This window comes from Actinoplanes sp. NPDC048796, from assembly GCF_040650035.1.
Taxonomy (GTDB): Bacteria; Actinomycetota; Actinomycetes; order Mycobacteriales; family Micromonosporaceae; genus Actinoplanes.
The window spans coordinates 798,755-820,079 of sequence record NZ_JBEZGO010000002.1; the positions used below are offsets into that span (position 1 = coordinate 798,755).

22 protein-coding genes are annotated in these 21,325 nt (G+C 71.7%); 9 read left to right on the top strand and 13 right to left on the bottom strand.

From position 1 onward, the window contains the following. Positions 1-10: 10 nt before the first annotated feature. Positions 11-1,402, top strand: coding sequence for a gamma-glutamyltransferase (locus AB0C26_RS12135; RefSeq protein WP_360245735.1), 1,392 nt, complete (start codon positions 11-13; stop codon positions 1,400-1,402). A 4-nt stretch (positions 1,403-1,406) separates the two neighbouring features. Here AB0C26_RS12135 and AB0C26_RS12140 read toward each other — a convergent pair whose 3' ends face one another. After that, positions 1,407-2,339 (bottom strand): NAD-dependent epimerase/dehydratase family protein, encoded by a 933-nt coding sequence (locus tag AB0C26_RS12140; protein ID WP_360245738.1) that lies wholly within the window; start codon positions 2,337-2,339, stop codon positions 1,407-1,409. A gap of 103 nt (positions 2,340-2,442) precedes the next feature. Here AB0C26_RS12140 and AB0C26_RS12145 point away from each other — a divergent pair, with 103 nt between their 5' ends. Beyond that, the gene (locus AB0C26_RS12145; RefSeq protein ID WP_360245741.1) at positions 2,443-3,123 is read left to right on the top strand and encodes a TetR/AcrR family transcriptional regulator; all 681 of its coding nucleotides are present in this window, start codon (positions 2,443-2,445) and stop codon (positions 3,121-3,123) included. On the opposite strand, the gene AB0C26_RS12150 is transcribed toward AB0C26_RS12145, so the two are convergent. Beyond that, complete coding sequence (locus tag AB0C26_RS12150; RefSeq protein WP_360245744.1) at positions 3,116-3,427, bottom strand: MGMT family protein; 312 nt, start codon at positions 3,425-3,427, stop codon at positions 3,116-3,118. The genes AB0C26_RS12145 and AB0C26_RS12150 overlap by 8 nt on opposite strands. Before the next feature lie 61 nt (positions 3,428-3,488). Here AB0C26_RS12150 and proB point away from each other — a divergent pair, with 61 nt between their 5' ends. The 3 genes from proB to AB0C26_RS12165 all read left to right on the top strand — a co-directional run bounded on the left by proB (position 3,489) and on the right by AB0C26_RS12165 (position 6,386). After that, positions 3,489-4,601: a glutamate 5-kinase gene (gene proB, locus AB0C26_RS12155; protein WP_360245747.1), complete on the top strand. Its 1,113-nt coding sequence runs from the start codon at positions 3,489-3,491 to the stop codon at positions 4,599-4,601. A gap of 10 nt (positions 4,602-4,611) precedes the next feature. After that, positions 4,612-5,859 carry a glutamate-5-semialdehyde dehydrogenase gene (locus AB0C26_RS12160; RefSeq protein WP_360245750.1) on the top strand — a complete coding sequence of 416 codons (1,248 nt, stop codon included), beginning with the start codon at positions 4,612-4,614 and terminating at the stop codon, positions 5,857-5,859. A gap of 182 nt (positions 5,860-6,041) precedes the next feature. After that, positions 6,042-6,386, top strand: a complete 345-nt coding sequence (locus tag AB0C26_RS12165; RefSeq protein ID WP_360245753.1) for a hypothetical protein — start codon at positions 6,042-6,044, stop codon at positions 6,384-6,386. 457 nt (positions 6,387-6,843) lie between these two features. On the opposite strand, the gene AB0C26_RS12170 is transcribed toward AB0C26_RS12165, so the two are convergent. The 6 genes from AB0C26_RS12170 to AB0C26_RS12195 all read right to left on the bottom strand — a co-directional run bounded on the left by AB0C26_RS12170 (position 6,844) and on the right by AB0C26_RS12195 (position 14,203). Beyond that, complete coding sequence (locus AB0C26_RS12170) at positions 6,844-7,356, bottom strand: hypothetical protein (protein ID WP_360245756.1); 513 nt, start codon at positions 7,354-7,356, stop codon at positions 6,844-6,846. Between the two features lie 249 nt (positions 7,357-7,605). Next, positions 7,606-8,412, bottom strand: coding sequence for a prenyltransferase/squalene oxidase repeat-containing protein (locus AB0C26_RS12175; protein ID WP_360245759.1), 807 nt, complete (start codon positions 8,410-8,412; stop codon positions 7,606-7,608). A gap of 106 nt (positions 8,413-8,518) precedes the next feature. Continuing rightward, a complete protein-coding gene (moeZ, locus tag AB0C26_RS12180) occupies positions 8,519-9,700 on the bottom strand; it encodes an adenylyltransferase/sulfurtransferase MoeZ (protein ID WP_360245762.1) in 1,182 nt (393 codons plus the stop codon). Between the two features lie 106 nt (positions 9,701-9,806). Next, a complete protein-coding gene (locus AB0C26_RS12185; RefSeq protein WP_360245765.1) occupies positions 9,807-10,616 on the bottom strand; it encodes a DUF3152 domain-containing protein in 810 nt (269 codons plus the stop codon). Positions 10,617-10,757: 141 nt separating this feature from the next. Next, positions 10,758-11,720: an alpha/beta hydrolase gene (locus AB0C26_RS12190; RefSeq protein WP_360245768.1), complete on the bottom strand. Its 963-nt coding sequence runs from the start codon at positions 11,718-11,720 to the stop codon at positions 10,758-10,760. Next, positions 11,717-14,203 carry a hypothetical protein gene (locus AB0C26_RS12195; RefSeq protein ID WP_360245771.1) on the bottom strand — a complete coding sequence of 829 codons (2,487 nt, stop codon included), beginning with the start codon at positions 14,201-14,203 and terminating at the stop codon, positions 11,717-11,719. The genes AB0C26_RS12190 and AB0C26_RS12195 overlap by 4 nt, the downstream gene beginning before the upstream one ends. 143 nt (positions 14,204-14,346) lie before the next feature. Between AB0C26_RS12195 and AB0C26_RS12200 the strand changes: the two genes are divergently transcribed. From AB0C26_RS12200 to AB0C26_RS12210, 3 genes are all read left to right on the top strand, one after another. Then, positions 14,347-15,006, top strand: coding sequence for a TetR/AcrR family transcriptional regulator (locus AB0C26_RS12200; RefSeq protein WP_360245774.1), 660 nt, complete (start codon positions 14,347-14,349; stop codon positions 15,004-15,006). A gap of 38 nt (positions 15,007-15,044) precedes the next feature. After that, positions 15,045-15,269 (top strand): DUF3107 domain-containing protein, encoded by a 225-nt coding sequence (locus AB0C26_RS12205; protein ID WP_097322850.1) that lies wholly within the window; start codon positions 15,045-15,047, stop codon positions 15,267-15,269. A 244-nt stretch (positions 15,270-15,513) separates the two neighbouring features. Then, a complete protein-coding gene (locus tag AB0C26_RS12210; RefSeq protein WP_360245777.1) occupies positions 15,514-17,466 on the top strand; it encodes a DEAD/DEAH box helicase in 1,953 nt (650 codons plus the stop codon). Between the two features lie 35 nt (positions 17,467-17,501). On the opposite strand, the gene AB0C26_RS12215 is transcribed toward AB0C26_RS12210, so the two are convergent. Next, positions 17,502-17,801 (bottom strand): DUF2470 domain-containing protein, encoded by a 300-nt coding sequence (locus AB0C26_RS12215; protein WP_360245780.1) that lies wholly within the window; start codon positions 17,799-17,801, stop codon positions 17,502-17,504. A gap of 4 nt (positions 17,802-17,805) precedes the next feature. Further along, positions 17,806-18,465: a biliverdin-producing heme oxygenase gene (locus AB0C26_RS12220; protein WP_360245783.1), complete on the bottom strand. Its 660-nt coding sequence runs from the start codon at positions 18,463-18,465 to the stop codon at positions 17,806-17,808. 94 nt (positions 18,466-18,559) lie between these two features. Between AB0C26_RS12220 and AB0C26_RS12225 the strand changes: the two genes are divergently transcribed. After that, positions 18,560-19,690 carry an SAM-dependent methyltransferase gene (locus AB0C26_RS12225; protein ID WP_360245786.1) on the top strand — a complete coding sequence of 377 codons (1,131 nt, stop codon included), beginning with the start codon at positions 18,560-18,562 and terminating at the stop codon, positions 19,688-19,690. On the opposite strand, the gene AB0C26_RS12230 is transcribed toward AB0C26_RS12225, so the two are convergent. From AB0C26_RS12230 to AB0C26_RS12240, 3 genes are read right to left on the bottom strand one after another with little or no spacing between them, the layout of a single operon-like run. Continuing rightward, complete coding sequence (locus tag AB0C26_RS12230) at positions 19,687-20,772, bottom strand: hypothetical protein (protein ID WP_360245789.1); 1,086 nt, start codon at positions 20,770-20,772, stop codon at positions 19,687-19,689. The two genes, AB0C26_RS12225 and AB0C26_RS12230, sit on opposite strands and share 4 nt — an antisense overlap. Then, positions 20,765-20,977 carry a cation transporter gene (locus AB0C26_RS12235; RefSeq protein ID WP_360245792.1) on the bottom strand — a complete coding sequence of 71 codons (213 nt, stop codon included), beginning with the start codon at positions 20,975-20,977 and terminating at the stop codon, positions 20,765-20,767. Before AB0C26_RS12235 ends, AB0C26_RS12230 begins: the two co-directional genes overlap by 8 nt. 23 nt (positions 20,978-21,000) lie before the next feature. Further along, positions 21,001-21,306: a metal-sensitive transcriptional regulator gene (locus tag AB0C26_RS12240; protein WP_097326679.1), complete on the bottom strand. Its 306-nt coding sequence runs from the start codon at positions 21,304-21,306 to the stop codon at positions 21,001-21,003. Positions 21,307-21,325: the final 19 nt, after the last annotated feature.

Consider the following 21,325-nt stretch of genomic DNA (forward strand, 5'->3'; position numbering starts at 1 on the left):
GCTTCGCGAAATGAAAAGGATTCCTGCCGGGGTCGCCGCCAGCCATCCGGCGACTGCGGAGGCCGGGCTACGAATCCTGCGCGAGGGAGGCACGGCGGCGGACGCGGCGGTCGCGGCCGTTCTCGCCTGCTGCGCGGCCGAGACCATCTACACCGGACTGGGCGGAGGCGGGTTCGCCACCTACTTCGACGCGGCCAGCGGCGAGGTCACCTGCCTCGACTTCTTCGTCGCGGTGCCGGGGACCGACGGCGACCGCGAGGCCGGCCCGATGGTCGCGGTCGACGTGTTCTTCGGTGGGATGCCGCAGGTCTACTCGATCGGCGGGGCGAGCGTCGCGGTGCCGGGCGTTCCGGCCGGGTGCGGCGAGGTGCACCGGCGCTGGGGGCGCCTGCCGTGGGCGGACGTGGTGGCGCCCGCGACGGCCATCGCGTACAGCGGCGTGGCCGTGCCGGCTGCGCACGCCCAGACGCTCGACGCGTGCGCGCCGGCGCTGGCCTGGGGCGAGGGCGCCGACGTCTACACGCCCGGCGGACGGCGCTTGCAGGGCGGTGACCTGCTGCGCCACGAGGGGCTCGGCACGGCGATGGAGAAGCTGGCGGCGGCCGGGCCGGAAATCTTCTACACCGGCGAGTACGCGGAACTGCTGGTCGACACCGTCCGCGCCGCCAACGGCTGCCTCGGGCCGCGCGACCTGGCCGACTACCGGGTGCTGGAGACGCCGGTCGACCACGCAATGCTGGCCGGGTACCGGGTGCGGGCCCGCCACGATCTCAATCGGACGGTCGACACGATCGCCGGTCTGCCGGACGGCCTCAGCCAGCCGGAGCGGGCCGTCGGGGTGGCCACGGCGCTGCGCGACCAGGGGCGGCAGAAGATCGGCGACACCACGAACGTCTCGGTGGTGGACGCCGAGGGGAACGCCTGCGTCATCACCACGACGCTCGGTCTGGGATCGGGGGTCTGGCTGCCCGGGCTGGGCATCAACTTGAACTCGATGCTGGGCGAGGGTGAGCTGATCACCAGCGACCTGGCGCCGGGCCGGCGGATGTCGTCGAACATGTGCCCGCTCGTGGTGATCGATCCGGAGGGCGAGCTGGCGGTCGCGGCCGGCTCGGCCGGGGCCTCGCGGATCCGGACGGCGCTGATCAGCACGTTGCTCGGGGTGCTGGTCGACGGATTGGACATGGGTGAGGCGATCGGGCGGTCGCGGTACCACGTGGTCGACGACACCGTGCACGCCGAGCCGGGATGCCGCCGGGACGAACTGGCCGCGCTGGCCGGCGCGGGCTTCCAGATCCAGCAGTGGCCGGAAAAGAACCACTACTTCGGCGGCGTGACCGCTGTCGGTCAGGCCGGCGCCGCCGGCGATCCTCGTCGCGGCGGCGTCGGACTGCTCCTCTGAGCCGTCACATCGTGCGGGTGGCGATGGACTTGGCGTCGTCGGCGGTCTCGCGGATGCCGACGTCGAGGGAGGTCGCGGTCAGGCCGAACGTGCGCTCGGTCAGCGAGCTGTCCAGGCGGAAGGGCGCGTAGAACTGGTAGTCCATCTCGGCCAGCTCGCGGCTCATCGGGTGGACCAGGCCGGCGGTGTGCATCACGAAGCGCGGCATCTTGTGCAAGGTCAGGCGGGACTTGCCGGTCAGCGCGCAATACCGGTCGGCGAGCTCACCGATGCTGATGGCGGGGGCGGTCGGCGCGTGCCAGGCGCGGCCCCACGCGCGTGAGTCGGCGGCCAGCGTGACCATCGTGCGGGCCATGTCGCCGGTGTAGGTGAAGCTGTGCGGCAGGGTCGGGTCGCCCGGCACCCAGGCCGACTTGGCACCCTTGTCGATCGCGGGCAGCAGCACCGCCGAGAAGACGCCGACCGCGCCCGCGCCGATGTAGTCGGAGCCGCGCACCTCGACCGTGCGCACGCCGCTGGCCAGGGCGTCCTGCCACATCTTGATGCGGACCTTGCCCTTGCGCCCGACTGCCGCCATCGGGGTGTTCTCGTCCATGTGGCCGCCGGGCTGCGGGCCGTACACATAAAGGTTTCCGGTGATCACGTAGACCGCGTCGGTGGCCTTGGTGGCCGCGATCATCGCGTCGTTCATCGGGAACCAGAGCTTCTGCCACTCCGTGTACTTCGGGTTCGCGCAGTTGTAGAGCGCCTGCGCGCCCTCGGTCAGCTCGGTCAGCCGGCGGGCGTCGGAGGCGTCCGCCGCCACCCGCTCGATCAGCGGGTGCGAGGGGCCGCTGCCGCTGCGGGTCACCATCGTGACGCTCTCCCCGCGGTCGGCGAGGAGGCGGGCGACGGAGGAGCCGATCGGGCCGGAACCGACGATCACATGCGAAGCCATGAGGTGTTCTCCTTTGCGAGCAGTGCTCTCTGACAGGACCAACCATGACACGAGCGCCGAGCAAAAGCAAGAGCACTGCTCTCGTTATGGCACACTGGTCTACATGAGCGCCTCCGGAGTACGGGCCCGCGTACGGGCCGAAATGACCGAAGAGATCAAAGCGGTGGCGAAACGCCACCTGGTCACCGACGGTGCCAACCTCTCCCTGCGCGCGGTCGCGCGGGACATGGGCATGGCCTCGTCAGCGGTCTACCGATACTTCGCGAGCCGCGACGAACTACTGACGGCGCTCATCGTCGACGCCTACAACGCGGTCGGTGAAGGGGCCGAGCGCGCGGCCGCGACAGGGACCGGCGACCTCGATCGCTTTCTCCGGGCGACCCACGCCGTACGGGACTGGGCGCTGGCCAACCCGCACGAATGGGCCCTTATCTACGGCAGCCCGGTGCCCGGCTATCAGGCCCCGCAGGACACCATCGGCCCCGCCACCAGGGTGATCCTGCTGATCGCGGGCATCGTGCGAGACGCGTACCTGGCCGGCCGGGTCGCCGAGCGCGAGCCGATCACCGGCGGGTACGCCGACGAGCTGGGCCGGGTCGCCGAGCAGTACACCCCCGGCGCGCCGGCCCGCCTGGTCGCCGCCGCGATGTCGGCCTTCATCCACCTCGGCGGCGCGATCAGCGCCGAACTCTTCGGACAGCTCAAGAACTCGGTCGACGAGGACCGCCGGGGCTTCTTCGAATATCAGATGCGCGGCGAAGCCGACCGCATCGGCCTCACCTGACCGGGGGAAGCCAGCTGGCGCGAGCCATGTCCACGTGGTCACCCCTCAGGGGGACACCCTCGGAAAGCAGGCGCTGACGGGCCTCACGCTCGTGGCCGGGCGGCATCCGGCCCGCGCTGGTGACCACCCGATGCCACGGGACGCCACCGCCGTGCCGGGCCATGATGCTGCCGACCTGGCGGGCCGAGTTGCGCCCGGAGAGCTCGGCGAGGGCATCGGCGACCGCGCCGTACGACATCACGCGGCCCTCGGGGATCCTCTCCACGAGTGAAAGCACCTCTTCGACGTACTCCTGCGGTGTCACTCGGGCCACGATATGGGATCTCGGCCAGGTTCCGAGCGCCCCTCCGAGCAGAATTGGCCGGGTGCGCGATGAAGTGACCGGAGCTCGCCGGATCGTGGTCAAAGTGGGCTCGTCCTCGCTGACCACGGCCTCGGGCGGAATCGACGAGCAGCGCGTCGACGCGCTGGTCGACGCCCTCGGCGGTCTGGCGACCGGCGGGCGCGAGGTGGTGCTGGTGTCCAGCGGCGCGATCGCCGCGGGACTCGCCCCGCTGCGGCTGAGCCGGCGACCACGCGACCTCGCCACCCAGCAGGCGGCGGCCTCGGTCGGCCAGGGCCTGCTGATCGGACGGTACGCGGCCGGCTTCGCCCGGCACGGCCTGACGGTCGGGCAGATCCTGCTGACCGTCGACGACGTGACCCGGCGCGCGCACTACCGCAACGCGTACCGGACACTGCGCAAGCTGCTCGACCTCGGCGCTCTGCCGATCGTCAACGAGAACGACACGGTCGCCACCGAGGAGATCCGCTTCGGCGACAACGACCGGCTCGCCGCCCTGGTGGCCGCCCTGGTCGACGCCGACCTGCTGGTGCTGCTCTCCGATGTGGACGCCCTCTACACGGGCAGCCCGTCCGACCCCTCGTCCCGCAAGATCTCGTACGTGGGCGACGACTCCGACCTCGAGGGCATCAGCATCGCCGTCCCCGGCAAGTCCGGCGTGGGCACCGGCGGCATGGTGACCAAGGTCGAAGCGGCCCGGATAGCCACCGGTTTCGGCATCCCGGTCGTGCTCACGGCCGCGCCGCACGCCGGCGCGGTGCTGGCCGGTGAAGAAATCGGCACCCTGTTCCGGGCGGCGGCGCACCGGCCGGCGGCCCGGCTCTTCTGGCTGGCCCACGCCACCGCGCCGCGCGGACGGCTCCACCTCGACCCGGGAGCGGTGGCGGCGGTGGTGGCCCGCCGCAAATCACTGCTGCCGGCCGGCATCACGGCGGTCGACGGCTCGTTCGCCGCCGGCGACCCGGTCGACCTGGTCGACGCCGGCTCCGGCGCGCCCGTCGCCCGCGGGCTGGTCAACTACGACGCCGTCGAACTGCCGGCGCTGCTGGGACGCTCCACCCCCGAGTTGGCCGCGGCGCTCGGGCCAGGCTATGAACGTGAAGTAGTGCACCGCGACGACCTCGTACTCCTCTGAGAGGGCCACCATGAGCACCGTCTTGCAGCAGGCCGCCGACGCGCGGGTGGCCTCGATCGACCTGGCCGCCGCGACGCGGGCCGAGAAGGACCGCGCCCTCCTGCTGATGGCGGACCGCCTGGAGGAGAACACCGGCGACATCGTCGCCGCCAACGACGTGGACGTACGGAACGGGCGCGCGGCCTCGCTCTCCGACGCGATGATCGACCGGCTGACCCTGAACCCCGCCCGGGTCACGGCGATGGCCGACGGCCTGCGCGAACTGGCGGCGCTGCCCGACCCGGTGGGTGACGTGGTGCGCGGCTCGACCCTGGCCAACGGCCTCGAGCTGCGCCAGGTACGGGTGCCGTTCGGCGTGGTCGGCATGGTCTACGAGGGCCGGCCGAACGTGACCGCCGACGCGGCCGGGATCTGCCTGAAATCGGGCAACGCGGTGCTGCTGCGCGGCTCCGGATCGGCGCTCAACTCGAACGCGGCGATCGTCGCGGTGCTGCGCGAGGCGGTCGCCGACAGCGGCCTGCCGGCCGACACGATCCAGCTGCTCGACGCCACGACCCGCGACTCGGTGAAAGAGCTGATGCGGGCGCGCGGCCTGGTCGACGTGCTGATCCCGCGCGGCGGCGCCTCGCTGATCAAGGCGGTGGTCGAGGAGTCCACGGTGCCGGTGATCGAGACGGGCGTGGGAAATTGCCATGTGTACGTCGATGAGGCGGCCGACCTGGAAAAGGCGCTGGCCGTGGCGCTGAACTCGAAGACCCAGCGCCTGTCGGTGTGCAACACCGCGGAGTCGCTGCTGGTGCACAGCGAGATCGCCGGCCGTTTCCTGCCGCTGATCCTGGCCGAGCTGGCCGACGCCGGGGTGACGGTGCACGGCGACGCCCGGGTGGCGTCCTACGACGACAGTGTCGTGCCGGCCACCGAGGAGGACTGGGGAACGGAATACCTCTCGGCCGACATCTCGGTCGCGGTCGTCGACTCGCTCGACGACGCGCTGGACCACATCCGCCGCTACGGCACCGGCCACACCGAGGCGATCATCAGCGAGTCGCTGGCCGCCACCCGCCGCTTCGCCGCCCGCGTCGACGCCGCCGCCGTCATGATCAACGCGTCCACCCGCTTCACCGACGGCAGCGAGTTCGGCTTCGGCGCCGAAATCGGGATCAGCACCCAGAAACTGCACGCCCGGGGGCCGATGGGCTTGCCCGAGCTCACGTCGACGAAGTACATCGTCACGGGCAACGGCCACACGCGCGGCTAGCACAGAACGGCCACGCCACAACGCTTGTCCACAGTCGCCGGTTGTCCACAGGCTCCCGACACGATCAAGCCCAAAGCCGCGATACTGACCTGCGGGGGCTCCCCCTGGGAGGGCGGGCTCCGTGGGTGGCCGTTTTTGCGGCGGCTGCTCGTCAGGCGGCGGAGCTGGTCACAGCTGGGCCGGTGGTCCTCGACGGGGATGCTGAGCTCGCGCGCTTCGCCGGCGCCTCGGCGGTGGCACTCGCCGGGGACGAGGCGGATTCGCCGGGCTTGGGAGACTTTGACGGCTCGGGCGACTTCAACGGTTCGGGCGACTTCGGCGGTTCGGGCGACGTCGACGGCTGCACGGAGGCCGCCGGTGGCACCGGCGACGCAGCTGACGGCGCCGGAGAGACGGCCGACGGCACTGGAGAGACGACCGACGGCGTCGGGGAGACAGCTGACGGCGTCGGCGAGACAGCCGACGGCGTCGGGGAGACGACTGTTGGTGCCGGCTTGTCGGCTGTCGGTGAGTCTTTGAGGACCTGAACCGGTGTGCTCGTGCCTGGGGCGGACGTCCAGCTGTTGCCGGCGACGGCGACGATTTCGTACGTCCATCGGCCGTTCGGCACGTGACTGTCCGTGCAAGTGCTTGTCGTCACCAGGCCGGCGCAGCTTCCGGTCGCGCTGACCCTGTGTTCTGTCGACTGATCGATGCGTGTCACCCGATAGCCGCTGACGGGTACCCCGGTCGTGTCCGGCCAGCTCACCTTCACCTGGGTGCCGCGCACGGCCGCCGTCGGGGCTGCCGCCCTCGGCAGCTCGGCCGCCCACGCGGTGGCCGCTCCGCCGGCGCTGGTGTCCCAGGCAGCCAGCGCCGCTGTCGGTGCCGTGAACACCGTTGCCGCTATCAAGCTCACAGCAGGGACGGATCGGGGCAATCTCATCGGGGCCCTCCGGGCGAAGACAGCCGGCGGCGGGGCGCCGCCCCACCGCCGGCTTGCGATCACTTGGCGGCGCTGAGGCCGGTCACCTTGACCTTGATGGTGAAGGCGGCGCCCTGGCAGCCGTTCTGCGAGTCGTTTGTCATGTGGACGGCCTTGGCCAGCGGGAACGTCTGGGTCTCGCCGCCCTTCAGGTGCAGGTCCAGGTTGGACAGCACGCCGCCGCTGCCGTTGTCGTCCTTGCTGAAGTCACCGAAGTAGACGCCGGTGTTGTAGCAGACGTCCATGCGGTCGGACTGGACGCCGTCGGAGGGCTTCCACTCGATCCGGTTGACCGTCACCGGGTACTTGTTCGGGTTCTTGATGGTGACGGCGGCGTCGCCGGTGCCGGTCGGGTAGAGCAGCCCGCCGGTGACCTTGGCCGCGCTGACCTCGAGCTCCTGGGCCGTGGTGGCGTTGGCGCCGGCGACACCGGAGCCGGTGGCGTTCCAGGCGGCGAAGGCGGCGGTGGCGGCTCCGCCGACGGCGACGACGGCCACACCGGCGATGACGGCGCGCTTGACAGACTGACGCATGGTGGCGTTCCTCCGGAGAAAGAAGGAGGCGCCGGTTTCGCCACTGACTCCCCGCCGGACTGGAGCGACCATCTTCATCGCCCAGCGGATCTTCGCCTCGCCTCGGCCCGTGCTGGGCCTGCCATCACTATGCCGGTCTTGTCCGGGACAGCCCATACGCCGTTATTACGCACAGTGATGCCGGTCGGGTAGCGGGACGGTAGCCGAGCAGGCACATTGGGGTGCAGCTTGGTTGCAGCCCTTGACGTCTCAGCGGAAGGCGCGCAGGACGGTCAGGGTGGCGTTCACGTCGAAGATCGGGCCCTCGGCGCTGTCCCAGCCGCCGTCGTTGCGCTGCGTGTCGCCGAGTCGCTTGCGGGCGCTCTGGAGCAGCCAGTCGTCGCCCAGGTTGAGCCGTCGCAGCGCGGCCACCATCGAGGCGATGTCGGCCGGTGACATCTCGGGCAGCCGGTCGCCGAGGACCAGCTGGAGCCGGGCCGACTCGTAGAAGAACTGCTGGCCGTGCAGCAGGCCGGCCGCGTGCCAGCCGGCGGCCAGGAAGGACGGCCAGGTGCCGTCCGGCCGCAGCTGGGCGACGACCCACCGGGCCGCGGCAGCCAGCGCGGACCCGTAGCGGGCGGGCACCTCGAGATGGGGGTGGGCCTCGAACTCGGCCACGGTCATCCAGAAACCGGCGAGGGCGGTGAGGTAGAGGGTGGCCTCGGGGTCGCCGGGCATGGCCCAGGCCGGCGCCTCGCCGGCCAGCGACTCGTCCTCCTGCCAGGTGCCGTCCTGGCGTTGCACGGTGGCCAGCCAGGCCAGCGCGCGGTCGACCGGCTCGCCGCGCAGGCCGCCGAGGTCGTCGAGCTCGTTGAGGCGGAAGGCGGTCGCGTCGATCGAGGGGGTCGCGGCGTCGGCCGCCGCGGGCCAGCCGCCGCTCTCGGTCTGGCCGGCGACGATGCGTTCGATCACCTGCGGCTCGGGGCGCTGCCCGGTACGCAGGTAGGACAGCCGCGCCCGCTCCACCGGGTCCCCGTGCGCCACGACGTACCCGATGGCGGCGTCGATATCTACCACTCCGGTGACGCTACAACCACGCGATGCATTGCGCTGTGCCGTCTTGACACAGAATCACGCTGGGGAATCGATGGATGACTCCCCAGCGTGACATCTGTGCGATGGATCAGTACGACGGCTGTGACGGGTCGACGGTGTTGACCCAGGACACGATGCCGCCCTGCACGTGCACGGCGTCCTTGAAGCCGGCCGCCTTGAGCGCCGCCAGCGCCTCGGCCGAGCGCACACCCGACTTGCAGTGCAGCACGATCTGCCGGTCCTGCGGGAAGCGGGACAGCGCCTCGCCGGACAGGATCTCGCCCTTGGGGATCAGGACCGAGCCCGGGATCCGGTTGATCTCGTACTCGGCGGGCTCGCGCACGTCGACCAGGAACACGTCCTTGCCGGCGTCCTGCCAGTCCTTCAGCTCACGGGCGGTGATCGTGGCGTCGAGCGTGGCTTCCTGGGCCTCGTCGGAGACGGCGCCGCAGAAGTCCTCGTAGTCCTCGAGCAGGTCGGTGACCGTGGGGTTGTCCCCGCAGAGCGCGCAGTTCGGGTCCTTACGGACCTTGATCTTGCGGTACTCCATCTCGAGGGCGTCGTAGACCATCAGCCGGCCGACCAGCGGCTCACCGATGCCGGTGATCAGCTTGATGGCCTCGTTGACCTGGATCGAGCCGATCGACGCGCACAGCACGCCAAGGACGCCGCCCTCGGCGCAGCTCGGCACCATGCCGGGCGGCGGGGGCTCCGGGTAGAGGCAGCGGTAGCAGGGACCGTGCTCCTCCCAGAAGACCGAGGCCTGGCCGTCGAAACGATAGATCGAGCCCCAGACGTACGGCTTGCCGAGCAGCACCGCGGCGTCGTTGACCATGTAGCGCGTCGCGAAGTTGTCGGTGCCGTCGACGATCAGGTCGTACTGACTGAAGATCTCCTTGACGTTGTCGCGGTCGAGCGCGGTGTTGTGGATGACCACGTTCACCAGCGGGTTGATCTCCGCGATGCTCGCCGCGGCGGACTCGGCCTTGGGCCGGCCCACATCGGAGACGCCGTGGATGACCTGACGCTGGAGGTTGGACTCGTCGACCGTGTCGAAGTCGACGATGCCCAGCGTGCCCACGCCGGCGGCGGCCAGGTAGAGCAGCGCCGGCGAGCCGAGACCGCCCGCGCCGACGACCAGGACCTTGGCGTTCTTCAGCCGCTTCTGACCGTCCATCCCGACATCCGGGATGATCAGGTGCCGCGAGTAGCGGCGGATCTCATCGATCGACAGCTCTGCGGCCGGCTCGACGAGCGGGGGCAGTGCCACGTTAACTCCCCGGGTTGACGGTAAGGATCGGCACCCATTGTCGCTCGTGCCGGACGGTGACGGCCATGACAATCACCACCGGCCCGACATGCGGGATGCGGGAATTTTAGATGGCCGGCCCGGTGAAGAGTTTTCCGTTGCGGGTGGGCCACGCGTACGCCGTACACCCTCGCAAGGTCAATGTCTGTTGCACCATGACCGGGGCCGGTCCGCCCGCCTTGGGGCAGTTCTGGTGGTGATGTCCCAGCTCGTGGCCGACCTCGTGGTTGATGACGTACTGCCGGTAGACGGCGAGAGAGACCTTGCTTTTGAGGTACGGCGGTGACGAGAGCCGCCAGCGATCGAGGTTGATGATCGCGCGGCCGGTCGTCCGGCACGACGTGTACGGGACGCCGCCGACTTTGATGTTGGTGCCGCCCTGGAGGCACATCTTGCCGGCCGTGTCGCGGGTGGCCAGGAAGACCGTGAAATCGGCCTTGTCGGCGCCGGGCACGAGCTGGAGCCGCAGCTGACCGGTGCCGGTCCAGCTGCGCTTGTCACCCAGCGTCGCGGCGACGGCGGCCGCGAACGCGGTGGCGTTCTCGCCGCTGCCCCGCTCGACTGCCACCTTGAACCGGCGCAGCGGCCCCTTCGTGCCGATCACCGGGCCGCGCGTGGCGGCGTACGTGAAAACGCCCGGGCCGTGTGTGGGCGGAGACGCCGCTGTCGCCGGTTTGGTGGTCGCCTCGACCAGTGGCGCCGGCGAAGACGACAGGGCGGGCGCCGGCGCGGACGAGATGCCCGGGGCCGATGAGGCCGAGGTGGCCGGAGTGGGCGCCGAGGAGACGGACGGGGCGGCCGAGGCCGGGTTGCCCTGCTCGATGCGCCGGCCCACCGCGAAACCCGCGGCGACCACGATGACCAGGGCAAACAGCACAAGCCACCAGCGTCGCCACCCATCGGGACGCGACGGCGGACGGTCTCCTGGCGTGGTCGGTGCTTCGTGGATCATCGTCCGTCAGCCTCGCACACGGCGCGGACGCTGTCGCGCCCTATGGATCTTGTGTAATTCGTTTCGCTAACCGGCGACCGGGGCGCCGACGTCGTCGAGCATGCCCACGACCGCGCGGGCCACCAGACGCGGCACCTCCATCTGGGCCACGTGGCCGACGCCGGGCAGGATCAGCAGGCGGGCGTCCGGGATCGTGCGGGCGACCTGCACCGGCACCCGGGCGTCGACCAGCTTGTCGTTCAGGCCACCGATCACCAGCGTCGGCGCCTGGACCCGGGCGGCGAGGCGCCACTGCGAGTTCTCCCCCGGCAGGTACGCCCGCAGGAAGCTCGAGACCAGACCGCGCAGCGTCCCGAGGTACGCCTTGGGGTAGTGGGCCACGGTGTAGCGGAGCTTGATCTCCTCCATCGCCTCGGCCCGGCGCTGCGGCGTGACCTTGCTGGTGTCGCCGAAGCAGGCCGCCAGCACCTGCTCGGCCATCTCCTCGGCGGTCAGCCGGGCCATGCTCCAGGCCAGCAAGCGATCGGCCCGGGGCAGGGCGAGCAAGGGCAGAACCGGTCCTTGCGCCGTACGGCGGGGGTCGAGGAACGGCATCGCGGGCGAGATCAAAGTGAGGGTGCGGACGAGGTCGGGCCGCAATGCGGCCACCCGGACGGCGATGGACCCGCCGAGCGAGTTGCCGACCAGGTGGACCGGGCCGCGGCCGTCGTGCTCGAGGTAGCCGATCAGCGTCGCGGCGAACGCCGGGATCGAATAGCGCGGGCTCGGATCGCTGTAGCCGAAACCGGGCAGGTCGACGGCCTGGGCGTCGAAGCGATCGGCGAGCAGGCCGGCGACGTCGGTGAAGTTCTGTGACGAACCGCCGAGGCCGTGCACGTAGACGGCCGGTTCGGCGGCGGGGCCGGTGCCCGGGGTGTCCCGGACGTGCAGCATCGCGCCGCCGATGGTAACCCGGCGGGCGGGCCAGGGAGCTGGTGCTTCGCCCTCCGGCAGCAGTGCGCTGTCGGGGGCCAGGATCGCGCCTCTCATCGGGTCAAGAGTGCCTCAAGCCGGCGGTTGACCGCGGCCAGAGTGGCCCGGACCATGGCGTGCCGGTCGTCGCTGGTCACCACGGCCGAGCCGGCGAGCTGCTCGACCCAGCCGCCGCACGAGAGCAGCAGCACGACGACGGCGACCTGCGAGGCCCCGAACGGGACGGCGGCGGCGTGCTCGACGAAGCACCGGGCCGGGCCCTCCGGATGATCGGAGGCGGACAGCAACTCGTCGACCGCGCCGGCGGTCGCCATCGCGCACAGCCGCAGCAGGTAGCCGTCCACGGCCGGGCCGGTGGCCACACCGGACGCGGCCCGCGAGCCGACGGCCAGCTTGACCTCGACCGTGGCGTCCGCGCCGAACGTGTTGACCTGGACATTCTCGATGACGACGCGGGGGCCGGGGTGCTCACCAGGGTAGAGCGGGCGGGGCGGTCCGCACTCGGCGCCGCTGGGCACGACCTCGGCGTCCTCCAGCGTCTCGGAGCTCTCCGACCGGGCGTGCTGCGCCGAAAGCTCGGACCGGCGGGATTCCGCCTCGACGGGACGGGCGGGCGCCGCCGGCCGCGTCCCCGTGTTGTCGCGCGCCGGCGCGTCCGGCGGCGCGGAAACGGGCGCCGGGGAAGGTGTCCGCGGCTCCGCCCGGGCCGCCGGCGGCGTCGATCCCGACGCGGGGAAGGCACGAGCGGAAGACGCCGGCTCGGCCGAGGCGCGGCCGGGTGACGCCGACTCGGCGGAAGCCCGGGCGGCAGCTGACGGCTCGGCGGAGGACCAGGCCGGAGACGTCGGGGCCGCGTCGGTTGACGCCGGGGTGGTGGGAGCGCGGCCGGGCGACGTCGGGGCGGCGGAGGACCAGGCCGGAGACGTCGGCGCCGCGGAGGCGCGCTCGGAAGGCGCCGGGGCTGCGGACGACCACGCGGGAGACGTGGGGGCGGTGGAGTCGCGAGACGGGGGCGCGGGTGACGTCGGAGCGGTGGAGGCCCGGGCCGGTGAGACCGGCGTCGGAGCGGCCGAGGTGGGAGAGGCTGAAGTGGGAGAACTCAGGGCGGAGGCGGCGGGGGCCTGTGAGGTCGTGGGCGCGTGCGAGGCCGAGGGCACCTGCGGGCGGGCGCGGGGCAGCAGCGCGGACGGCGAGACCGGCGCGGGCGCCGGGCTGTCGGCCCTCGGCGGGGTGGGCTGGCCCTCGCCCTGCATCGCCGCGTCCAGGCCCATGCGGTCCTGGAGCAGGCGGGCGACCTGGCGGCTGACCTCGGCCGGGTCGGCGCCCTCGGCGAGGTCGAGGCGCAGGCTGTGCGCGCCGGCCTCGGTGGAGCGCAGCGAGGCGTCGCGCACCCCCTCGACCTCACGGACCGCGGCGAGGATGGCTCGCACGTCGAAACCCTCCTGGCGTTCCTCGGCGGGCAACACGTCACCTCGGCGCAGATGGGTCGCGATCCGCGCCAGCGCGGGCGTCTCGGCGGTGGGCTCCACCAATGGCGGCTCCGGAACTTGAGGCACGTCCGGCTGGGCCGGTACGCGCTGGGGCAGCCCCCGCGAATCGGTCTCGCCGGAACGCGTGCCGAACCCGGCGAAGGGCGGCTCGTAGGCGGGCGGCTCGTAGGGCGCCGGGGTGGGCGACTCGTAGGACAGGCGGCGCGGGAAGCTCGACGGGTCGTACGCCGGCCGGGACGGCTCGGGCTCCTCGGCGGCGGCCTCGGGGCGGGGCGTGACCCGCTCGACGCGGGGAAGGCCCTGCGCCGGGGTGTTCAGGGCGTGCCGCGCGGGCTCGCCGCCCTCCCACTCCGGCCGCCGGGCGTCGGGCGCGGCCGGGCGGACCATCGGGACGGCGGAGCGCTGCCGGGTGATCGGCGGCGGGGGCGGCGCGTCCGGCGTCTCGTCGAGGTCCCCCTCGTACGGGTAAGGGGGTGCGCTGTTGGGTGTCGGCACGTCGAAGCGGCGCAGCGACCGGAGCGGGTCGCCGGTACGCAGCCCGGGCTCGCGGATCTCGCCGGTGGTCATGCCGGGGTGGGCCGGCGCGCTGGTCTGCGCGACGGGCGGCGGCGAGCTGGACAGGCTTTGCGGGCGGGTCTCGGGCTCGGGGGCACTCACGCCGGAGGACGGGGCCAGGTGGGACATCAGGTCGCTGTAGCGCGGGCGGTTGTCCCAGCGCGGGGCGGGCGACTCGGGTGACACGGACGGGGGAATCGCACCGGTCCGGCCGGCGTCGACGAAGCCCGGCGGAGCGGGCGCGGGAGACGGCGCGGGCGCGCTCGAGGCGGGTACGGCAGATGAGGGAAATGCCGGATTACGCGGGAAGGCTCGGCTCTCGGCCCCGGGACGGCGCCACGCCGGCACCTCGGACTCCGGTTCGGCGCCGGGGCCCTGGTAGGACCAGGGGCTGTCGGAGGTCGCCCAGCCGTTCACCCTGGTGCGCTCACGCGACTCACCACCGTCGCCGCCCTCCGCGGCTCCGGTGTCTCCGGAATGCCCTGATTCATCCACCGCGCGCTCCTCGCTCCGCCCCCGCTGAGGCTACCGTGTGGTTGCAGTGGCGATAAGTTGCAGCGGCGCGACAATTGCCCGACGACAGCATCACACGCCGATCCGGGCAATCCGAGCAGGCTCCCCCTGGAGGTTCGACAGATATGACCGCTGCATCCGGCGGAGCCCAGACGGCACGGCCGACCCGGCTGCCGCGCTCCGCGCGCCGCAAGCAGCTGCTGGCCGCCGCCCAGCAGGTCTTCGTGGCGCACGGCTACCACGCGGCCGCGATGGACGACATCGCGGAGAAGGCCGGCGTCTCCAAGCCCGTCCTCTACCAGCACTTCCCCGGCAAGCTGGAGCTCTATCTGGCGCTGCTGGACACGCACTGCGACGCGATAATCGCCAAGGTTCGCGACGCGATGCTCGCCACCTCCGACAACAAGGAGCGGGTCAAGGGCGCCGTCCGGGCGTACTTCGACTTCATGGACCACGAGAGCGAGGCGTTCCGTCTCGTCTTCGAGTCCGATCTGCGCAACGACGCCCAGGTGCGCCAGCGCGTCGAGCGGGTCGAGCAGGGCTGCATCGCGGCCGTCACCGACACGATCATCTCGGACACCAACCTCAGCGGCGACCAGGCCGAACTGCTCGCTTCGGGCCTGGTCGGCGCGGCCGGGCAGTCCGCTCAGTTCTGGCTGGCGAACGGCCGGCGTACGCCTAAAGCTGAAGCCGAAGCGCTCGTAGCTGCGCTGATCTGGCGCGGGATCGCCAGCTTCCCGCTACAGGGAGGCACATCGGGGGGCGCGGCGTCGGAAATCGGATAGCCTTGCCAGCGGTAAGACCCGCGAAAAGGGAGGGCCCCGTGGAGGTCAAGATCGGCGTGCAGCACACGCCGCGTGAGCTGGTGCTCGAGAGCGCACAGACCCCGGCGGAGGTCGAGCAGGCCGTGACCGAGGCGATGGCCAAGGACAGCGTCCTGTCGCTCACAGATGAGAAGGGCCGCAAGGTGATCATCCCGATCGCCAAGGTGGCGTACGTGGAGATCGCCGAGTCGAGCAACCGTCCGTTCGGCTTCACCACGCGCTGAGATCCGCTTCAGCACCGCCGAGGGCGCCCCTTCGTTTTCGAGGGGGCGCCCTCGGCGTATATCCGCTCTGAGGTGCACGATCGTGTAGTCAGGTAGAATGGCGAAGTTGCCGTCGACGTCGATCTCCTCCGATCGCCGCGGCCAACGCGCGCGCGGCCCGCTTTTCCAGCGTGTGGCCCGCGCCCTACCCATACCGCGCCCCAGACTTCCACGGGCGCACCACGAGAGGCACCCGTAAAACTTCATGACCGACATCGAGTCCAACGAACCCGCACTGGTACCAGTCACCGATCGCGCTCCGGTCCGCAATGACAGCCCCACCTTCGCGGAGCTGGGCGTCCGTGCCGAAACCGTCGAGGCGCTGGCCACGGCCGGCATCACCCGGGCGTTCGCCATTCAGGAGTACGCGCTGCCCATCGCGCTGCGCGGCACCGACCTGATCGGCCAGGCGCCGACCGGAACCGGCAAGACCCTGGGCTTCGGCCTGCCCCTCCTCGAGCGCGTCACCGCGCCGTCCGAGGGCGCCGACGGCCAGCCGCAGGCCCTGATCGTCGTGCCCACCCGCGAGCTCGGCCTCCAGGTCGCCCGCGACCTGGCCGCGGCCGGCAGCACCCGCGGGGTGCGCGTGCTCCCGATCTACGGCGGCGTCGCCTACGAGCCGCAGGTCGAGGCGCTCAAGAAGGGCGTCGAGATCCTGGTCGGCACGCCCGGCCGCCTGCTCGACCTGGCCAAGCAGAAGCAGCTCAAGCTCACCTCGATCAAGGCGCTCGTGCTCGACGAGGCCGACCGGATGCTCGACCTGGGCTTCCTCGAGGACGTCGAGAAGATCCTGGCCATGCTCCCCGAGCAGCGCCAGACCATGCTCTTCTCGGCCACCATGCCCGACCCGATCGTGGCGCTCTCGCGGCGCTTCCTGCACCACCCGGTGACGATCCACGCCGGCCACACCGCCGAGAGTGCCGCGTCCCCGCTGACCAAGCAGGTCGTGTACCGCACGCATCCGCTCAACAAGCTCGAGATGGTCGCGCGCATCCTGCAGGCCAACGGCCGCGGCCTCACAATGATCTTCACCCGCACCAAGCGGGCGGCCGACCGGGTCGCCGAGGACCTCGATTTCCGGGGCTTCGCGGTCGCCGCGGTGCACGGCGACCTCAACCAGGGCGCCCGCGAGCGCGCCCTGCGGGCGTTCCGCACCGGCAAGATCGACGTGCTCGTCGCCACCGACGTCGCGGCCCGCGGCCTCGACGTCTCCGGCGTCACCCACGTGATCAACTACGACTGCCCGGAAGACCCCGAGACGTACACGCACCGCATCGGCCGCACCGGCCGCGCGGGCGCGACCGGCGTCGCGGTGACCTTCGTCGACTGGGAGGACATGCCCCGCTGGGTCCTCATCGACAAGTCACTGGGCCTGAACATGCCGCAGCCGCCGGAGACGTACCACACGAGCCCGGCGCTCTACAGCGACCTGGACATCCCGGCCGACGTGTCGGGCACCCTGCCGACCGCCGACCGGAGCCGGGCCGGCCTCTCGGCCGAGGTCGAGGAGGACCTCGGCGGTGGCGGTCGCCGTCGCCGTGAGAGCGGCGGCAGTGGCGGCCGTGGTCGCGGCGGACGATCGTCGCGCGGCGGCGCCCCCGCGAGCTCCGGCTCCTCGGGTCCCGCGCCCTCGGGCAGCGGCGACGACGAGGCCGAGCGCCCGAAGCGCCAGCGCCGCCGGCGCCGGGTCACCGAGCCGGGCGCCGACGAGGCCCTGACCAGCGATTCCGGCTCCGACGACACCAGCGTCGACGCTGCCGACGCCGACACCGTGACCAGCCGGGCCACGACCAGAAAGGCCCGCACCACCGCGCCGGTCGCCGAGCCGGACGCGGCTGAGGGCTCGGACGCCGACGTCGCTGAGCAGGCCGAGGCCAAGCCGCGCACCCGGACCCGTCGCCGGGTGTCCGCGCCGCTCTTCTCGGACAGCGCTGAGGGCACTGAGACCGCTACCGACTCCGACTCCCCCGACCTCTCCGAAACGGCGGATGGGGATGACGAGGGCGCGCCGCGCCGTCGCCGTCGCCGTGGGGGCCGGGGCAGCCGCGGATCCGGTTCGGGTTCCGCCGCCGAGGCGTCCGACGTGTCCGACGCTCCGGCCGCCGCGCCCGCCGAGATGACCGGGGGCTCGGAAGCTGGGGTCGGAACGACCGCCTGACCCCGTACGGCCGAAAGCTCTTGGAGCCCCGTCACTCAGTGGCGGGGCTCTTCGCCCAGAGCGGCGCAGGCGTCCCGATACATCCGGACGGCCTCGGCCCGCACCTGGCGGCGCTCCGTGAGACGCTCCGAGAACGGGATGCGCACCGGCACCTCGATCCCGTCGACCACCGAGGCGAACTCCATCGCGTCGGCGTCCAGGCCGGACATCCGCGCCGCCGTGGCCGTGGGCATCCCGCCGAGCGCGCGCACGATCAGCAGGTTGTCGCCGGCGTGGTCACCGTTCATGTGACGGGCGATCTGCTCGACCACCTCGGGCGGGAACGGGTCCGTCATCTCGTCAGCTCCATTTGTGCCACAGCTCGGTGAGCAGGTCGATGTTGAGGCGGTACGCCTCGGCGACCTCCGCGATGAACTCGTTCTGCTGCGGGTACGACCAGGGAACGCCGTCGAGCAGACCGCGGTAGTGCGCTTTGAACGAGGACGGGTCGACGCCGGCGAACTGGAAGAACCGGTGCCCGTCGGGGCTCGGCAGCCCGTACACCCGGGCGATCGCCGGCCCCAGGTACTGGCCGCCGGACAGGTCGCCGATGTAGCGCGTGTACTGGTGGGCGACGAAGCCCGTCGACGCGCGGAACGCCACGTCCCGCAGCCGCGTGCAGTAGACGGTCGTGGCGGGCAGCGCGGTCGCCTCGTCGAGCCAGTTCACCCCGTACAGGAAACGCAGATCGGCCTCGAGCGACGGTAGGCGCCGCAGCTCGGGAAAGAGGAAGGTGGCGACCACCGGATCATCGGCCATGGTCGTCGCGGCCGACTCCAGCGCCTCGTAGACGAACCAGTGCTGAGCGGTCAGGTCGGCGTAGGCCTCCCAGGTCAGCCGGCCGGCCGCGAGGGCGTCGAGGAAGCCGCTGCGCTGAGCCGCGTCATGCCAGGCGCTGGTACCGCGGCGCACGCGGACGGAGAGCCGGTCGGCCCCGGGCGGGTCGGCCATCAACGACATCGACGTGGCACCTCGCTTCTCGCGCCGACAGCCTAGTCTTTTGCGGCGGCAAGCAGTTCCGAGGGTGCCCGGCGCTCCGAGGCATTATTGAGGGATGCCCCAATCGCTCGACGACGCCCTGGCCGAGGTCCGGGACATGATCCTTGCTCCCGGTCTCACCCGCGCGGTGGCGGCGGGCAAGCGTCGTGGTCAAACCCCCTCCATCGTTCGCGCCGAGGTACGGCCGGTGACCCTCAAGGCCGGACCGAGGTTGCAGATCGTCACCAACGACGGCTCCCGGCCGTTCACCCGCAATGTCGAACCGTCCTCAACCGCCATCGACGAGCTGCTGAGCGAGCCGTTCGGCAACTGGCACGTCGAGTCGTCCACGGGAACGCTGCAACTGCGTGTCACCAAGAAGGGTGACGCTCAGGTGCACCGGTCGGCGGCGGTGGCGGCTCCGGCGGCCGCCGAGCACGACCGGGCCAAGCAGTGGCTGCTCGATCCGGGCGATCCGCTCTTCACGGTGATCGGCGGCAACGCGGCCAAGCGGCGCCAGGTCGACGCGTTCCTGAGGTCGCTGGCCGCGTCGCTGCCGGCCGAGCTGCCGTCGCCGCTGCGCGTCGTCGACCTGGGCTGCGGAAACGCGTACCTGACGTTCGCCGCCTACCGCTACCTGGCCGGGCGGGGCGCGAAGGTCCAGGTCGTGGGGGTCGACGTCCGGGAGGATCAGCGGGTACGCAACACCGAGGTCGCCGCCGAACTGGGGTGTTCCGAGGACGTCACGTTCGTGGCGGGCACGATCGAGGACGCCCAGGTGCCGTTCGACCCCGATCTGGTGCTGGCCCTGCACGCCTGCGACACGGCCACCGATCAGGCACTGGCCCGGGCCGTGAGCTGGAACGCCGAGTGGGTGCTGGCCGCGCCGTGCTGCCACCACGACATCGCGGCCCAGCTGAAGGGCCGCCCCGCACCGGCCCCGTTCGGCGAGCTGACCAGGCACGCCATCATGCGGGAACGCTTCGCCGACGTGCTGACCGACTCGCTGCGGGCGGGCCTGCTGCGCCTGCGCGGCTACAAGGTCGAGGTGGTCGAGTTCATCGACTCGGCCCACACGCCCCGCAACCTGCTGCTGCGCGCGCGCAGGACCCCGGCTCCGCCCACCGACGCGCAGCGGGCGGAGTACGAGGCGCTCACTTCCCAGTGGGGCGTGACACCCGCGCTGGAGAAGATGCTCGCCGACTAGTCGACGCGCACGGTCCACGCCGCGGTGTGGACCGTGCCGGCCACCTGGAAGTCGAAGAACATCCGGTAGGCGCCGGCGCTGGGCAGGGCCAACCAGAACTTGACCTTGCCGTCGACGAGCAGCGGCTCCGGGTGCACATGCACGTAGGCGAGGTCGCCCTCCCGCATCACCACGAGATGCCCGAAGGCGCCGAGATAGGGGTCGAGCCGGGCCGGCTTGCCGTCGGTCCCGGTCACGGTCATCAGGATCGGCTGGGTGGATCTGGTGTCGGGCTTTCCGTCGTACGTGACCTGGAAGCCCCCGCCCCGCGCGGTCACCGAGGGAGCGGGCAGCGGGGCCGGCGCGTAGTCGCCGGCGACGGTGAGATCGCCGCCGAGCGTGGTGGCGATCTGCTGGCCGCCGACCACCGCGGTGAAGTCGGCGATCATCCGGTAGATCCCCGGCTCGGCCAGCGTCAGGTCGATACTCCAGGTGCCGTCGGGCGCCATGGTGGGGTGCAGATGCTGGAAGCCGCTCAGGTCCCGCCGCACCACGATCAGATGCAACGGCTTGTCGTGCACCACCGCGAAGGTGGTCACGGCGGCCCCGCCCGCGCCGGCGATCTCGAAACTGAGCCGCTGCGCCTTCCCGGCCGGGAAGGTGGTCCCCTTCGGAACGAGAGTCAGGCCGCCCGAGCTGAGCGAGAGCCCGCCGACCGCCGCTCCCATGGACGCCGCGGAACTGGTGGCGCCGCCCTGCGTCACGGTGCCGTCGGTGTTGTGCACGTGCGGCTGGTTCTCGTTGACCGCCATGCCCGGCATGCCGGCCATGCCCGTGCCGCCGGAGGCCGCCGCCCCGCTGGTCGGCGGCGCCGACGCCGAGGCGGTCGAGTTGTTGAGCCGCCCCAGCCCGTAGCCCGCGAACAGCACGACGATGAGCACCGCCCCGAACGCGGCCAGCTTGAATCCGGCCCGGTCCCCCGCCGGCGTCTCACCGTCGTCGCCGGGCGGATCCACGTCGGCCGGCGAATCCGCGTCCCGCGCCGCCCGGCGCGCGCCCACGATGCCGAGCACGACGGGCTTGTCCGGTGGGTCGTCAGGCATCGGCGAGCTCGTAACCGGCCTCGTCCACGGCCGCGCGTACCGCGTCCTCGCTGAGCGGGGCCTCGCTGGTCACCGTGACCGCGCCCGAGGCGAGGTCGACCTGCACGTCATCCACCCCAGCCAGGGCGGAGAGCTCGCCGGTCACCGCCTGGACGCAGTGTCCGCAGGTCATGCCGGTAACGGTGTAGGTGCTGGTCACAGCCATCGCAAAGCCTTTCAGAACAACCGTCAGGAACGAACGAGCCGAGCGATCGCGTCGGACGCCTCTTTGACCTTGGCGCTGGGGTCCCCCGCCCGCGCGGCGTCGACCACGCAGTGCGCCAGATGATCCTCGAGGAGCCCCACCGCCACCGCCTGGAGGGCGCTCTTGGCCGCGGAGATCTGCGTCAGAACATCGATGCAGTACGTGTCCTCGTCGACCATCCGCTGAATGCCGCGGATCTGCCCCTCGATACGCCTGAGGCGCCCGAGCAGGGCAGCCTTGTCACCGGAATACCCATGCGGCCCATGCTGCGCCGTCGCCTCGTCGGACATGACCCCAGCATACCCCCTC

What these genes read in the sequence shown, in the direction of transcription:
- AB0C26_RS12190 (WP_360245768.1), bottom strand. Translation starts at nt 11,720, where the DNA reads ATGAGAGGCGCGATCCTGGCCCCCGACAGCGCACTGCTGCCGGAGGGC.
- AB0C26_RS12240 (WP_097326679.1), bottom strand. Translation starts at nt 21,306, where the DNA reads ATGTCCGACGAGGCGACGGCGCAGCATGGGCCGCATGGGTATTCCGGT.
- AB0C26_RS12170 (WP_360245756.1), bottom strand. Translation starts at nt 7,356, where the DNA reads ATGCGTCAGTCTGTCAAGCGCGCCGTCATCGCCGGTGTGGCCGTCGTC.
- AB0C26_RS12200 (WP_360245774.1), top strand. Translation starts at nt 14,347, where the DNA reads ATGACCGCTGCATCCGGCGGAGCCCAGACGGCACGGCCGACCCGGCTG.
- AB0C26_RS12160 (WP_360245750.1), top strand. Translation starts at nt 4,612, where the DNA reads ATGAGCACCGTCTTGCAGCAGGCCGCCGACGCGCGGGTGGCCTCGATC.
- AB0C26_RS12215 (WP_360245780.1), bottom strand. Translation starts at nt 17,801, where the DNA reads ATGACGGACCCGTTCCCGCCCGAGGTGGTCGAGCAGATCGCCCGTCAC.
- AB0C26_RS12145 (WP_360245741.1), top strand. Translation starts at nt 2,443, where the DNA reads ATGAGCGCCTCCGGAGTACGGGCCCGCGTACGGGCCGAAATGACCGAA.
- AB0C26_RS12140 (WP_360245738.1), bottom strand. Translation starts at nt 2,339, where the DNA reads ATGGCTTCGCATGTGATCGTCGGTTCCGGCCCGATCGGCTCCTCCGTC.
- AB0C26_RS12225 (WP_360245786.1), top strand. Translation starts at nt 18,560, where the DNA reads ATGCCCCAATCGCTCGACGACGCCCTGGCCGAGGTCCGGGACATGATC.
- AB0C26_RS12210 (WP_360245777.1), top strand. Translation starts at nt 15,514, where the DNA reads ATGACCGACATCGAGTCCAACGAACCCGCACTGGTACCAGTCACCGAT.
- AB0C26_RS12235 (WP_360245792.1), bottom strand. Translation starts at nt 20,977, where the DNA reads ATGGCTGTGACCAGCACCTACACCGTTACCGGCATGACCTGCGGACAC.
- AB0C26_RS12135 (WP_360245735.1), top strand. Translation starts at nt 11, where the DNA reads ATGAAAAGGATTCCTGCCGGGGTCGCCGCCAGCCATCCGGCGACTGCG.
- AB0C26_RS12220 (WP_360245783.1), bottom strand. Translation starts at nt 18,465, where the DNA reads ATGTCGTTGATGGCCGACCCGCCCGGGGCCGACCGGCTCTCCGTCCGC.
- AB0C26_RS12230 (WP_360245789.1), bottom strand. Translation starts at nt 20,772, where the DNA reads ATGCCTGACGACCCACCGGACAAGCCCGTCGTGCTCGGCATCGTGGGC.